Source organism: Streptomyces sp. NBC_00490 (assembly GCF_036013645.1).
Lineage (GTDB): Bacteria > Actinomycetota > Actinomycetes > Streptomycetales > Streptomycetaceae > Streptomyces > Streptomyces canus_F.
In genome coordinates, this window is record NZ_CP107869.1 from 8702247 (window position 1) to 8716086 (window position 13840).

The following is a 13840-nucleotide window of genomic DNA, read 5'->3' on the forward strand; positions in this document are numbered from 1 at the left end:
CCGCTACGCGCGGGCCTTGCGACGCCGTACCACCAGCACGGCACCGGTTCCGACGGCGACGGCCGCGGCCGCCGCGCCCGCGAGGGGCAGCGTCGAGGAGGAGCCGGTGCTGGCCAGGTCGCCGTCGAGGGTGGAGGAGCCGCCCGTGGTGGAACCGCCGGTGGACGACGTGGAGCCGCCACCGTCGGTGGGGTCAGCGCTCGGGGTGGCCGTGGAGCCTCCGCCGCCCGTGGACCCGCCCCCGTTCGCGGTGCCGCCCCCGCCCGTCGAACCGCCGCCGCTGCCGGCGACGTCGAGGAGGATGGCGGCGGTGTCGTTCGCCGTGTTCTCGTCGAACGGCCTGGGCTCACCGGCCAGCTTCACCGAGCCCTCGGCTCCGGCCACCGTCTTGTCGATCCGCAGCTTGAAGGTGTAGGTCTCACCGTCGCCCGGGTCGACCCAGGCCTGGCTGGTGCCGCACTCGTAGGTACGGGCCGCGATCTTGTCGCAGAATCCGTGGGCCTTGGTCACAGTCGTCCCGGCGGGCGTCTTGACGACGACCTTGGTCGCCCCGGTGCCGGACTCCCGACGCACCCACGCGGGTCCGGCGTTGGTGAACTTCACCTCGAAGGACAGGGTTTCGCCGACCTTGCCCTTCAACTTCGCACCGGACACCTGGAAGTCGGCCGTGTTGACCGCGTTCACCGGCACATCGGCGGCGTCCCAGCCCTCGTGCTCGCCGGAACCCGGGGCGGCCGGGGTGGCATCGGGCTGCTCGACGAGTTTCACGGCGGGCCCGGTCCCGGGCACCGGCCCCTCGTCGACGCCCTCCGTGGGGGCGGGGTCGTCCGCGGAGACGACGGCGCGCAGTTCATCGGTGTAGGCCTTGCCGAGGGCCTTGAACTGCATTGACTTCTCGGGCGCGTAGACGACCCCGGGTTCCACGGTCTGGTCGAACTCGCAGACCGCGTACGAGTGGCTGGGCGCCTCGTCGAAGGAACCGACCTCGTAGCGGGCGCAGTTGGCGGGCAGCTCGGTGTGGCTCAGCCCCTGGGTGAGGGAGTACGACAGCCAGACCTTGCCGAGCGCCTCGGTGCCCGTGTTGGTGAAGGAGACCGGTACGTCGAAGGCACTGCCCGGCTTCAGCCCGGTCACGGGCGCTATCTCTCCCAGTACCAGTTCGGGCGTCGAGTCGTCGGCGACGGCGGGCGTGGCGCCCAGTGCCAGCAGGGCGACGGCGCCGAGCGCACCGGTGGTCCGGCGGAGCGTACGAGAGCCGGGAACGGCCTGGAACATGCGGGTCCCTTTGTGTGAATCGGCGGTGGCGGTCGGTCGAACCGCGGGGAACGCGAGTTCCCCGGAGTGAGACGTCAGCGCTCGCCGAATGGTTGTACTCCTCAGGGATCCGTGAGGTCTCAGTGAGCTCGGCGCACCCGACCTGGGGACCGGCCGGTCAGACCGCGCAGCCCAGGTGTGCCAGCGCCTGCTTCAGCAGCACCCCGTGCCCGCCGGGCATCTCGCTCTGCACCGCCTCCGACACGGCGTCCTGAGGGCTGAACCAGACCAGGTCGAGGGCGTCCTGGCGGGGGCGGCAGTCACCGGTCACCGGGACGACGTAGGCCAGCGACACCGCGTGCTGACGGGGGTCGTGGTACGGCGTGATGCCCTGCGTCGGGAAGTACTCGGCCACCGTGAAGGGCTGCGGGGCCGCCGGGATGCGGGGCAGCGCCACCGGGCCGAGGTCCTTCTCCAGGTTCCGCATGAGGGCGTCGCGGACGCGCTCGTGGTGCAGAACACGGCCGGAGACCAGCGTCCGGCTGACCGTCCCGCCGGAACCGATGCGCAGCAGCAGGCCGACGCTGGTGACTTCGCCGCTGTCGTCGACGCGCACGGGCACGGCCTCGACGTACAGGATCGGCATACGGGCGCGCGCCTGCTCGAGGTCGTCCGTAGTCAGCCAGCCGGGCGTGGTTTCGGTCATGTCAGACATTGCTTGATCATACTTTCAGGAGGAGCCGGAAAGGCGGTAGACCTGATGGGCATTGTGTGCTCCCGCCCACTCTGCGAGCCGCAGCGCGTCGGACAGGCTCAGCTCGTCGTCGTCCACCCGGTCCTGGAGCAGCTCGCCCAGGCCCTTGCGGAAGGACAGCGCGCCGAGCGCGTAGAACTCGGACAGACCGTACGCGTCGGAGCTGTACAGCAGTTTGCGGAACGGTGTGATCTCCAGCGCCTCCTCCAGTACCGCCCGTGCCCGTGCCGGACCGACGTGGTGCAAGGTCAGGCCCACATCGAGGTACACCTGCTCGAAGACCGCCGCCAGATAGCCGGCCTGCCGCTGATACGGCCAGCAGTGCAGCAGCAGTACCGGGATCGTACCGGCGGTCAGATGCAGCCAGTCCGTGAGGTGGGTGGGATCCGCCCGGTGCAGCCGGATGTCGTTGTCGCCGAACCCCGTGTGCAGCTGGAGCGGGAGGCCCAGGTCGACCGCCGTCCAGAGCAGGTTCCGGACGAGGACCGGGTCCTCCAGTCGGCCGCCCACCGCGAGCCGGTGCCGCGCTGCCCGCTCGACCTCCGCCGCTGACGGACGCGCCGGATCCAGGTCGAAGCCCGTCCGGTAGGCCGCCACGGACTTCACCGCCACCACGCCCGGCCGCCCCACCGCCTGCCGCGCGGCCGAGTGGAAGGCCCGCGCGTAGGCGTCGGGCTCCACGCCCCCGGCGGCCATCGCCTCCTCGACGCTCTCCAGCCGGACGACCTCGTACACGTCGTCCGCGGCGAGCTCGGCCGGGGCGATTCCGGTGTCCACGCAGTACGTGCCGGTGCCCGCGGCGGCCAGGAAGCGGCGGTTCACCTCCCGCCAGCCCAGCTCCGTCCGCCGCGCCAGGTACTCCCGCGGTGGGGCGTGCCGGTCCAGGTCGAGCAACGGTGCGCAGTGGCGGCGTACGGCCACGCCCACCGGGGTGTCGAAGGGCGAGCCGCCCGGCCGGCGGTCGCCCTCGGTCAGCAGCGACTCGAAGCCGGGCCGGTCCAGGTCGGCGGTCACGACACCGTGGCAGTGGTGGTCGACCAGGCTCAGGGCGGCGAGCGCCTCGTGGACCGCGCCCATGTCAGTACTTCCAGCGGTACGCCGCAGCGACCTGCTCGTCGTCCAGCCCGGCCACGGCCGCGATCTCGCCTTCCCGTACGGCGATCACGGCGTCGGCGAGGACCGTGCCCAGGGCTCCGCGCAGCGTCTTGTCCCCGCGGAACTCCACCACCGCCTCCGCCAGCGACGCGGGCAGCCGGCGCACGCCGCGGGCCGTCGCGGCGCCGGCTTCGAGGCGGGCCGGGTCGCCGGTGATCTCCTCGGGGAGCGGCGTGGACGACGTGATGCCGTCCAGGCCCGCGGCGATCACACTGCCCAGCGCCAGATACGGGTTGGCGGCCAGGTCGACCGGCTTGACCTCCAGGTTGGCCGCCTGGTCGCGCAGGCCGAGGGTGCCGGTGACGACGCGCAGCGCCGCCTCGCGGGTCTCGCGGCCCCAGGCGGTGAACACCCCTGCCCACTGGGAGGGTTTGAGGCGCAGATAGCTGGCCGGGCTGGGTGCGGTGACGGCCGTGAGGGCCGGGAGGTGGGCCAGTACCCCGGCCGCGAAGGACTCCGCCTGTGCCGTCATGCCGTAGCGGCCGTCGCCGCCCGCGTGGAGGTTCGTGCCGTCGCGCCAGGCGGAGAGATGGAGATGGCCGCCGTTGCCGACGCCCTGGGCGAGGACCGCCGGGGCGAACGAGACCACGAACCCGTGGCGCGCGGCCACCGCGCGGATCGTCTGCCGCACCAGTACGCTCCGGTCCGCCGCCGCCACCGGGTCCAGGGCGCCGACCGAGACCTCGAACTGCCCGGCCGCGTACTCGGGATGGAGCTGCTCGACGTCGACGCCCTGTGCAGCGAACGCGGCCAGCAGATCGGCCGTGTAGTCGCTGACCTCGACCTGGCGGATCGCGCCGTAGGCCGGACCCGACAGGGCGGGGACGAAGTCCCCCTCGGCCGACGGGCCTTGGCCGATCGCCCACTCGACCTCGACGGCCGCCTTGAAGGTGATCCCGTGCCGCCGCTCCGCGTCCGCGACGAGCCGGCGCAGGAAGGTGCGGGTGCAGCCCGGGTGCCGCTCGCCCTCCTGGGTGATGCGGTCGACCGGCGCCCAGGCCCAGCCGGGCTGCCCGGCCAGGACCACGAGCCGGTCGAGGTCGGGGTAGAGGCGCAGATCGCCGTCCGGGGAGCCGAGGACGTCGGTGCTGACGATGGAGTCGTTCGCCAGGAAGGTGTCGAAGACCGGTGACATACCGACGCCCCAGGCCGCGGCCGAGGCCAGCCTGGCCGTCGGGACCGTCTTGACCCGGCCGACGCCCGCGGTGTCGACGTAGGACAGCACGACGCCGTGCACGCCCCGCTCGGCCAGTTCGTCGCTCAGGGCGGTGGCCCGGTCGACGTCACCGGGACGCCCGCCCGGCACGGGGTCGGCGGGGTCGGAAAGGGGTGTCATACGTCCTCCACGACGGGCTGGGCCAGCGTGTCAGGGTTTCACGGCCACCGCGCCGAACTGCGGTACCACGCCCGGGGAGTCGGACTCGGCGCGCCACTGCGAGCACGACACCAGACCCGGCTCCAGGAAGTCCAGTCCGTCGAAGAACGCGGCGATGTCGGTGCCGCTGCGGGCGGTGATCGGCGGGGTGGCGTTCTCGTTCCAGAACTTCATGGCCGGGATCTGGCCCGCGCCGCCGAGGGCGTCGTCGAAGGTGGGGTGGGTGAGCACCAGACAGCTGCCGGAGGGAACGTCGGCCAGCACCCGGCGGACGATGTCCCGCGCCTTGTCGTAGTCGAGCACGAAGTTGAGGATGCCCAGCATCAGCACCGCGACGGGCTCGGTGAAGTCCAGGGTGTGCGCGGCGCGTTCGAGGATCGCCTCCGGCTCGTGGACGTCGGCGTCGATGTAGGCGGTGACGCCCTCGCCGGTGCTGGTGAGCAGGGTGCGGGCGTGGGCGAGGACGACGGGGTCGTTGTCGACGTAGACGATCCGCGCGTCCGGGGCGATGCGCTGGGCGATCTCGTGGGTGTTGTCCACCGTCGGCAGGCCGGTGCCGAGGTCCAGGAACTGGCGCAGCCCACGCTCGGCGGCCAGGTGGCGCACGGCCCGGCCGAGGAAGTCGCGGTCGGCGCGGGCGATGGACCGGATGACCGGGAACATCCCGGCGACCTGCTCGCCGACCCGCTGGTCGACCTCGTAGTTGTCCGTGCCGCCGATCCAGTAGTTCCACACGCGCGCGTTGTGCGCGACACCGGTGTTCAGCCTCGACGGCAGGTCCGGGGTGTCACTCACGTCTCGTCCTCTCCTCGCTCCGACGACCGCGGCGCCGCAGCCCGTCGTCGCCATTGTGCCGCCGGATGATCAAGCTGTCCCGGAATCGGCTCAAGTGAGCGGTGCGGAAGAGGGGTTGTCCTAGCTCAGCACGTCGTCGAGGCGCTTGGTGCCCGCGCTCACCGCGTCCTTGACGCTGTCGTGCTCGATGCCGTCCAGACCACCGCCCGTCACCGTGATCGCGTCCGTGCCGACGCGTACGGCGGCGACGTCCAGGGTGAGGGTGGCCGGGTTGCCGCCGGACGTGCCCTGGACCGTCACTCGCAGCCCCTCTCGTGCGTCGCCCTCATCGGGCAGCGAGGTCTCGATGACCTGCACCGTGCGCCTGTCGCCCGCGGAGTCGATCGCGATGAACTGGTCGCACTTGGTCGGCAGGGACTTCAGCCAGGCCAGGGAGGCGTCGAGGCCCGGTTGCCGGTAGGCGCCCACCTGGTAGAGCAGCCGGGAGTCCTCCTCCTCGAAGCCGGTGAGCGCGGAGGCGCCGGACGGCTTGCCGAGCAACTCGTCGCTGTAGAGGCCGTCGAGGAGCTTCTGGCAGTCGGCGGCGTCCGCCTTGGCGGTGAGGAAGTCGGCCACGTCGACCTTGCCGATGAGCAGGCTGTCGCGCCAGGTCGCGGCGTCCTCGACCCGCGTCCAGTCGTCCTCGAGGTCGGTCTCGGTGATGAGGGCCCGGCGGGCCCCGGCCTCGGTGAGGCGGGCCGGGGCGGAGGCGGTCGGGGAGTCGGCGGCCAGGGGGGTGGCGCCGATGGCCGAGGCGCCGGCGTCCTTGTCGTCGTCCGAGCAGGCCGCGCAGGTCAGCAGCACGGTCGCTGCCAGGGCCGGGGCGAGGAAGCGGGCGGGTCGGGACGGACGACGGGTCATCGCGGATGCCTCCTGGGGCGTGGGGGTGCTCTCAGCGCATCACCGGGCCGCGCGGCTCACCAGCTCAGTCGGACCGTTCGGGTGAGCGGTGGGGGAGATGGAGGCGGTGCTTGTGGCGGGTGCGGGGTTCCGGCTCCGCGTGCCGGGCGTGTTCCGCGTGCCCGGCCTCCAGGATGTTCACCCTGCGGCCGCCGCACTCGGGGCAGACCGCGTCGGCGAGGGGCGACCTGATGGCCCTGCCCGCCTCGTCGACGTACTCCTGTGTGGTCAGACCCGAGGTGTCCAGCGGGTCGGTGAAGAACATGACCCGGAAGGAGGCCTCCCAGGTGTGGCCGCAGTCTCCGCAGGTGAACGCGAAGGTCTCCGGCACCGATCGGGGCTCCGGCGTCATGGGTCCTCCGTCGTCGCGTGGGGGGCGTCGGCCCCAGCAGATGACGGCGTGCGGCGCACGGCAACTCGAACGAGCCGCCCGGCATGCCCGCCCGCACACCGCCGCCGACACTGACTCCAAGCGCCCGCACCCGAAGGAGTCGCCATGCTGCCCGGATTCCTGACCAGGGCCGTCGAGTTGCTGCTGGCCCGGGAGGGGCGCTCGCTCCATCTGAAGGCGGCGGGCGGTGCCACGGCCGTTCTCGCGGTGGTGATGCTGCTCGGTTCGTGGGCGGCGGTGGCCGCCGAGGAGGGGGCGCGGGGCGCCAATCTGACGTCGTACCCGAAGGCGCTGTGGTGGTCGATCGAGACGGCGACGACCGTCGGATACGGCGACTTCTTCCCGGTGACGCCGTGGGGCCGGGTCGTGGGCACGGTGGTGATGGTCGTCGGCATCACCACGTACGGCATGGTGACCGCGGCCCTGGCCACCTGGTTCGTCGCCCGGGAACAGAAGCGCAGCCACCGGCTGGGGCACGAGACGGTCCAGGCGCTGCACGAACGGTTCGACCGGCTGGAGCAGTTGGTGGCCGGGAAGGGCGACCGACACTGATCGCTACCGGTCAGTACCCCGGCACTTGACGCCCGTCACCCCTCGGGTAGGGTCCCGTGCGGCCTGTCATGGCCGGGCGCCGAAGGGGGGCGACAGCACGATGGAATTCCATGTGGTCGACGAGGAGGAGTCCACGTCGGACGGGGCACGGCTGGAGGACCTGGCCCCCGAACCCCTGCTGACGCGGGACTACGAGACGCGCCCCGCGCTCGTCTACGAGCGGCTGCGTGAGCGCCACGGTCCCGTCGCACCGGTCGACCTGCTGGGCGTGCCCGCCTGGCTCGTGCTCGGCTACCGCGAGTCGCTCCAGGTGCTCCAGGACGACGCCGGCTGGCCGAAGGGCCTGGAGAACTGGCGGGCCCGCACCGAGGGCCGGGTGCCCGCCGACTGGCCGCTCGGCCCCTCCCTCGAGGTCAACCACGTGCTGATCCAGGGCGGTCCCGGCTACCCCCGGCTCCGCGGCGCCTGGGACACCGCCCTGCGGCCCTTCCAGGACCCGCGCCACCCGCAGGCCAAGCGGCTCAAGGCCGCCGTCACGGGCTACGCCGACGAGCTGATCGGCCTGCTCGCGCAGGGCGGCTGTACGGGCCACGCCGACCTGTCGGCGCAGTTCTCCCGCCCGTTGCCGCTGATGGCGGCGAGCCACCTCCTCGGCTTCCCCGGCTCGCAGGGCGACGACGCCCTGATGGACATGTGGCGGGTGCTGGACGCCGGCCCGGACGCCGAACCCGCCCTGGCGCGACTGCTGGTGACGCTCTCGGAGCTGGCCGCCGCGAAGCGGGAGAAGCCCGGCGACGACTTCCCCTCCCATCTGCTCGCCGCCCACCCGGACCTCACGGTCGACGAACTGGCCCGCGAACTGTTCATGTTGCTCGGCATGACCTCCGATCACGTCGGCATCCTCATCTCCAACACCGTCGTCGAGGTGATCTCCGGCGAGGGCGACGGCGGGGTGCGCCAGACGCTGTCCGCCGGCATGGTCCGGGAGACCATGAACCGGGTGGTCATGCGCAAGCCGCCGCTGGTCAACTTCGTGCCGAGGTTCGCGGCCGCGGACACCCCGCTCGGCGACTACACCATCCGCGCCGGCGACCCCGTGTGGGTCTCCTCCGCCGCCGCGCACGCCGACCCCCTGTTCGCCGGGCAGATGACACCGGGCTCCTCCAGCATCAGCAGCCGGGCACATCTGGCGTGGGGCGCGGGGCCCCGTCAGTGCCCGGCCCGGGAGCTGGCGTCGACGATCGCGGCGGCCGGAGTGGGCCGCATCGTCGAACGGTTCGGTCATCTGGAGCTCGCCCTGCCGGCGGACCAACTGCCGTGGCGTTCCTCGCCGTTCATGCGGGGACTGCGATCCCTGCCGGTGCGCTACGAGCTGTCCGGCACGTTCGTGCCGCCGCCCGTACCGGCCGAGGCGCCCGCAGACGGCGCAGCGGAGGGACAGGACCCGGCGGTGAAGCGGCGGTCGTCGCTGTGGCGGTATCTGACGGGGCTGATCCGGTCGGGAGACTAGGCGCCGGGCGTGACCTGTCCGTGCTGCCAGGCCCACGCGGCGATCTCCACGCGGTTCCGTGCCCGCAGTTTCAGCTGCACGCTGGACAGGTGCGTCTTGACCGTGGACAGCGAGACGTACAGCTCGGCGGCGATCTCGGCGTTGGTGCGGCCGAGGGCGACCAGCCGGACCACGTCGAGTTCGCGGTCCGTCAGTGGCTCGGTCACGGGTGCGGGGCGGGTGGCGGCGGCCGGCTGCGGGGCGTCCGTCACATGCTTCAGCAGGCGGACGGTGACCGAGGGGGAGACCAGCGAGTCGCCGGCCGCCGCGGCCCGGACCGCCTCGGCCAGGAGCGCGGGACCGGCGTCCTTGAGGAGGAAGCCGCAGGCGCCGCCGCGCAGCGCGCCGTACACGTACTCGTCGAGGTCGAAGGTGGTGACCACGACCACCCGCAGCGGGTCGGCGACATCCGGCCCGGCCAGCAGCCGGGTGGCCGCCAGTCCGTCCAGCTTCGGCATCCGGATGTCCAGCAGACACACGTCCGGACGCAGTTCACGGGCCAGTGCCACCGCCTCCTCGCCGTCGGCGGCCTCGGCGACGACGGTCATGTCGGGCTGCGCGTTCAGGAAGAAGCGGAAGCCGGTGCGGACCATGTCCTGGTCGTCGGCGAGGAGCACCCGGATGGGGCTGCCGGGGGCGCCGGCCGGGCTGGGGGCGGTCATGGCTCGATCATGCCTCACGGACGCGGGTGGCCGGACGGCCCGCCGCTGTCGTGGCGGCGGGCCGTGCGCGGAGGGTCGGTTCAGTCCGCGGTCTGTGCCGGATCGGCCGTCACCCGCCGCAGCAGCGGCCGGCTGGCGCTGATCGCGGCGAACATCGCCAGCGCGCCCAGCACCGCGCAGACGGCCAGTTGCAGGAGGCCGGTGGCGCTGACCGTGGTGCCGAACGCCTGGTTGAGCTTGCCGGCGCCGTACATGCCCATCGCGGTGGTGCCGCCCGCCAGGACCACCAGCGGGACGACCGTCTCGCGGACCCGGGCCCGGTCCAGCACCTTGAGAGGGGTGCCGGCCAGCCGGAGCAGGCCGTACACGCGGCGCCGGTCGAGGACGTTCGCGGCGGCGGTCAGACCCGCCGAGGCGCTCGCCACGACGAAGCTCAGGGCCAGGGTCGCGATGCTGACCTGGGCGATCCGTCCGGTGGCGACGCTGTCGCCCGCGCCGGCGTAGTCGCCGGAGTAGGGCGGTGTGCCCGGGGCGAGCGGGACGAGCGCGGTGACGGCGGTGTCGACACCTTCCGTGCCGCCGGAGACCTGGGCGATGACACCCGGTGCGCCGCCCAGCACGGTGTCGAAGTCGTCCTCCCGCCCGACGGCGACGGTCGCGGTGACACCGGCCCGGCGTAGGAGCGTACGAGCCTCGGCGGCGGCCTGTTGGGCGGTGCCGGCGTCGGTGGTGACCACGGCGACCTGGTCCCGGTACTGCCCGGTGTCCCCGCCCAGCATGCTGATGGAGAAGAACCCGGCCGCGAACCCGGCCAGCACCAGGCCGCTGACGGTACGCCAGGCACCCCGCGGGTCGTCGCTGAGCCGGCGCGCGGCCAGCAAGGTCGCCGGTCGGCGGGCGAAGCGGCCGAGCACCCGGCCGAGCCGGTCCACGACCCACGGGCCGAACAGCCAGAACGCGCCGTAGAACAGCAGCAGAAGGGTCAGGAGCTGCCGCTTGTTCAGCTGGCCGGCACCGCCGGAGGTCGCCCAGATGTAACCGAGGGCGCCCACGAACAGCACCAGACGGATCATCCGGGTGCGCCGCGGATTCGCCTGCTGGGCCACGCCGAGCGGTGAGGTCGCCACCTGGCGCAGCATCGACACCGCGCTGACGGTGAGCAGGGCGGTGACGCCCAGCACGACGGCCGCGAACCAGCCGGTCCCGACCCAGAGTTGGCTCGTGTACCAACCGCCGATGCCGTACGGGATCCGCGCGAGGGCGGGCAGCAGGGCCGCGTAGGCGAGCGCACCGGTGAGGGCGCCGGCGAGGCCCACGGCCGCCGCCTCCAGGGCGGTCATCGCGATGATCTGGCGCGGCGTCGCCCCGGCCAACCGCAGGGCGGCGAGCCGCTGTTCGCGTCGGGCCGCGCCGAGCCGCCCGGCCGCGGAGGCCAGCACGACCACGGGCATGCCCAGGAGCACGACGCCGAGCATGGCCGCCGTCTGGTCGGAGTCGGTGAACAGGCTCCGCCGGGTGCCGGAGAACCCGGAGATCTCGGCGCGCGCGGCCTGTCCGATGTCGAACCAGGTGGCGCCGCCCTCGGCGGCCGGGGACACCGCGGCGGCGTCCGGCGCCCGTCCCACCACGGCGACCAGCTCGTCCGGCGAGGCGAGACCGGCGGAGCCGATCGTGCCGTAGGCCGCCGGCTTCGGAAAACGGTCGGCGAGCCGGCCCGCCGGAAGCTTGTGCAGCAGGGCGGCCAGGGCGGGGGAGACATACACCTCGCCCTGCTTCGGGAAGCTGGGGAGACCGGGCGGTGCGGGGGTCCGGGCGCGGCCGGGCAGCTGGGCCAGCGACACGACCGTGACGGGCTCGTGGCGGACATACGTCGTGGCCAGCGCCTGGACGGCCGTGCCGTGTGTGACGGCGTCGGGCGTGCGCCAGGCCGTGCGGTCGGCGCGGACGGCGGAACCGGTCGTGGCGGCGATCATCACCAGCATGACGAACACGCCGACGGCGGCGGCACCGGCCGCGAGCAGCCGGCTCTGGAGGCCGCGGCGGCCGGAGGACCGGGCCAGATGCCAGGTCAGGGGCAGGACGGGGGAGCGCATCACATCTCCGAGAGGCTCAGGCGACCGTGAACTGGCTGTGGCTGCTGATCCGGCCGTCGCGGACCTGCAGCACGCGGTCGCAGTGGGCGGCGACGTCGGCGTCGTGGGTGACCATGACGAGGGCGGCGCCCTGCTCGCGGGTGACGGAGGTGAGCAGACGGATCACCTCGGTGCTGGTCGTCTGGTCGAGGGCGCCCGTCGGCTCGTCGGCGAAGACCACGTCCGGTTCGACGGCCAGGGCCCGGGCGATGGCGACGCGCTGGGCCTGTCCGCCGGACAGCTGGCCGGGCCTGCGGTGCTCCAGGCCGTCGAGGCCGAGCGGGGCGAACCAGCGGCGGGCGCGTTCCACGGCCTGCCTGCGGGGGGTGCCCTCCAGCATCAGCGGCAGGGCGACGTTCTCGTCGGCGGGCAGTTCCGGCAGCAGCTGGCCGAACTGGAAGACGAACCCGAACCGCTTGCGGCGCAGGGCGCTGAGCCGGTTCTCGCCCAGCGTGTCGATGCGGTCGCCGCGCAGCAGGACCTGCCCGCCGTCGGGGCGGACGATCCCGGCGAGGGTGTGCAGCAGGGTGGACTTGCCGGAGCCCGACGGGCCCATGATGGCGAGGGAGTCCCGCTCGCCGACCTCCACGTCGACGCCCGCGAGGGCGGTGGTGGAGCCGTACTTCTTCACGAGGCCGCGACCGGCCATAACAGTGCTCATGAGGTGGGGTGGCCTTCTGTCAGCGCTCGAACTTCCAGGTGACGGACGTATGCGTGGCCTTGACCACGGAGACCGGGATCGTGACGGCCTTGCCGCCCGTGGTCCTGCCGGTGCAGGTGACGGTGGCCCCCGCCACGGCCTTCAGACCGGTCGGGCAGGTGACGCCGGTGACCTTCTCGCCGACCCAGGGCAGCGGGTGGTACTTGCTCTGGGTGCGGCCCGCGACGACCGTGCCCGACAGGGCCCTGTGCCCGTCGACGGTCACCGTGCTGATGTCGTCGAGCCCGGTGGTCGACTCCGTCCCGGAGAGCAGGTACGTGCCGAGGCCGCCGACGGCGACGACCGCGGCCGCGCCTCCGACGGCACCGACGAGGAACTTGCTGCGCTGCATCGTGAACTCCTGCGGGTGGAAGGGCGGAGGGGAGGAGAGGGGCGGTTCGGAGGGGGCCGGAGTGGCGGCTCCGGGTGGCTCTGAAGTGGCTCCAGCCTCGCCCGCGGGCCCGGGTGTGCGCCTCGGCCATACGGCCATGACCGCGGCGGGCAGGGTCGGCCGAACGGCCGAGCTCACCGCCCGGCGCCCGCGCCCGCGGGTCACCGGCATGCCATCGGTATCCGGCCGGGGCGCCGAGGCCGGGGGCTTCGTCCGGAGCCCGGCGTTTCCCGCCGAGGCGCCCGTGCCCACGGACCCCGTCGGAGTGGGGGCGCTGGTGTCCCGGGTCCGGGTGCTGGTGCTGGTGCTGGGGGCCACGCCGGTCCTCGCCCGCTCTCGCGGTACCCGACAGGCCGGGCCGCTCCGCTCGCGCCGAGCACCGCGGCGCCACGTCGTGCCCGTCGTCCGGTCCCGCCCAGCCGTCCGGTGCGAGCTGTCGTGCCGCGCCTGCCTGCGATGCTGGCCGTGCGGCGGGTCCCGGCTGTTCAATGGGGCTGCACATTCCCGCGAGGGAGAGGAGTCGCCGGTGTCACCTGTCGCCGTGCCGCCCGTGGGTGCGCGCATTCGGCGGGCGCGCCTGGAGAGCGGGCTCAGTCTGCGGGCCCTCGCGCGGGACGTCGGGGTCTCCGCGAGCCTGGTGTCGCAGATCGAGACCGGCAAGAGCCAGCCGTCGGTGAGCACGCTGTACGCGATCACGACGGCACTCGGCATCTCCGTCGAGTCGCTCTTCGAGGCGCGGGAGCCCGCCGCGGCGACGGTCGCGGGCGCCGCGCTGCACGCCATGGCCGCCTTCGCCGCCGACCCCGGCCGACGTATAGGTCCCCTGGTCACCCCGGGTGAGCGGGAGGTCCTGGAGCTGGACTCGGGCGTCGTGTGGGAGCGGCTCGGACACGTCCCCGGCACGGACGCCGACTTTCTGCTGGTGACCTACCGGCCCGGTGGCTCCTCCGCCACCTCGGGCGGTCTGATGCGGCACGCGGGCACCGAGTACGGCTATCTCACCTCCGGTGAACTCGTCCTCACCCTCGGTTTCGAGGACCGCGTCCTGCGCCCCGGCGACGCCGTCTGCTTCGAGTCGACGACCCCGCACCGCTACCGCAACGACGGCGCCGAACCGGCCGTGGGGGTCTGGTTCGTCGCCGGCCGGAGTGTTCAGTAGCACTTGACACTTCCGGGGCGCGGTCGTTGACT

Annotated in this window: 14 protein-coding genes; 3 read left to right on the forward strand and 11 right to left on the reverse strand. The window is 73.2% G+C overall.

All coding sequences use genetic code 11. The annotated features are described in order from the left end of the window. Nucleotides 1–3 precede the first annotated feature (3 nt). The 7 genes from OG381_RS39605 to OG381_RS39635 all read right to left on the reverse strand — a co-directional run bounded on the left by OG381_RS39605 (nt 4) and on the right by OG381_RS39635 (nt 6624). Nucleotides 4–1275 carry an LPXTG cell wall anchor domain-containing protein gene (locus tag OG381_RS39605; protein ID WP_327720783.1) on the reverse strand — a complete coding sequence of 424 codons (1272 nt, stop codon included), beginning with the start codon at nt 1273–1275 and terminating at the stop codon, nt 4–6. Between the two features lie 157 nt (nt 1276–1432). Beyond that, nucleotides 1433–1969 carry an NUDIX hydrolase family protein gene (locus OG381_RS39610; protein WP_266820233.1) on the reverse strand — a complete coding sequence of 179 codons (537 nt, stop codon included), beginning with the start codon at nt 1967–1969 and terminating at the stop codon, nt 1433–1435. Nucleotides 1970–1984: 15 nt separating this feature from the next. After that, the gene (locus OG381_RS39615) at nt 1985–3085 is read right to left on the reverse strand and encodes an amidohydrolase family protein (protein WP_327720784.1); all 1101 of its coding nucleotides are present in this window, start codon (nt 3083–3085) and stop codon (nt 1985–1987) included. 1 nt (nt 3086) lies between these two features. Next, nucleotides 3087–4499, reverse strand: a complete 1413-nt coding sequence (locus OG381_RS39620) for a glutamine synthetase family protein (protein WP_327720785.1) — start codon at nt 4497–4499, stop codon at nt 3087–3089. A gap of 30 nt (nt 4500–4529) precedes the next feature. Next, nucleotides 4530–5387, reverse strand: a complete 858-nt coding sequence (locus OG381_RS39625; protein WP_443061974.1) for an SAM-dependent methyltransferase — start codon at nt 5385–5387, stop codon at nt 4530–4532. Between the two features lie 66 nt (nt 5388–5453). Continuing rightward, nucleotides 5454–6233 carry a hypothetical protein gene (locus OG381_RS39630; RefSeq protein WP_327720788.1) on the reverse strand — a complete coding sequence of 260 codons (780 nt, stop codon included), beginning with the start codon at nt 6231–6233 and terminating at the stop codon, nt 5454–5456. 64 nt (nt 6234–6297) lie between these two features. After that, nucleotides 6298–6624: a hypothetical protein gene (locus OG381_RS39635; RefSeq protein ID WP_327720789.1), complete on the reverse strand. Its 327-nt coding sequence runs from the start codon at nt 6622–6624 to the stop codon at nt 6298–6300. Nucleotides 6625–6768: 144 nt separating this feature from the next. Here OG381_RS39635 and OG381_RS39640 point away from each other — a divergent pair, with 144 nt between their 5' ends. Both OG381_RS39640 and OG381_RS39645 read left to right on the forward strand, forming a co-directional pair. Next, the gene (locus OG381_RS39640) at nt 6769–7215 is read left to right on the forward strand and encodes a potassium channel family protein (RefSeq protein WP_327720790.1); all 447 of its coding nucleotides are present in this window, start codon (nt 6769–6771) and stop codon (nt 7213–7215) included. A 100-nt stretch (nt 7216–7315) separates the two neighbouring features. Then, on the forward strand, nt 7316–8725 hold the full coding sequence (locus OG381_RS39645; protein ID WP_327720791.1) for a cytochrome P450: 1410 nt from the start codon (nt 7316–7318) through the stop codon (nt 8723–8725). Here the strand turns inward: OG381_RS39645 and OG381_RS39650 are convergent. The 4 genes from OG381_RS39650 to OG381_RS39665 all read right to left on the reverse strand — a co-directional run bounded on the left by OG381_RS39650 (nt 8722) and on the right by OG381_RS39665 (nt 12610). Beyond that, a complete protein-coding gene (locus OG381_RS39650) occupies nt 8722–9426 on the reverse strand; it encodes a response regulator transcription factor (protein WP_327720792.1) in 705 nt (234 codons plus the stop codon). The two genes, OG381_RS39645 and OG381_RS39650, sit on opposite strands and share 4 nt — an antisense overlap. An 80-nt stretch (nt 9427–9506) precedes the next feature. Beyond that, nucleotides 9507–11519: an FtsX-like permease family protein gene (locus OG381_RS39655; RefSeq protein ID WP_327720793.1), complete on the reverse strand. Its 2013-nt coding sequence runs from the start codon at nt 11517–11519 to the stop codon at nt 9507–9509. A 16-nt stretch (nt 11520–11535) separates the two neighbouring features. Further along, nucleotides 11536–12219: an ABC transporter ATP-binding protein gene (locus OG381_RS39660; protein WP_327720794.1), complete on the reverse strand. Its 684-nt coding sequence runs from the start codon at nt 12217–12219 to the stop codon at nt 11536–11538. Nucleotides 12220–12238: 19 nt separating this feature from the next. Beyond that, nucleotides 12239–12610, reverse strand: a complete 372-nt coding sequence (locus tag OG381_RS39665) for a DUF4333 domain-containing protein (protein ID WP_327720795.1) — start codon at nt 12608–12610, stop codon at nt 12239–12241. Nucleotides 12611–13175: 565 nt separating this feature from the next. Between OG381_RS39665 and OG381_RS39670 the strand changes: the two genes are divergently transcribed. Further along, nucleotides 13176–13808 (forward strand): helix-turn-helix domain-containing protein, encoded by a 633-nt coding sequence (locus OG381_RS39670; protein ID WP_327720796.1) that lies wholly within the window; start codon nt 13176–13178, stop codon nt 13806–13808. Nucleotides 13809–13840 lie beyond the last annotated feature (32 nt).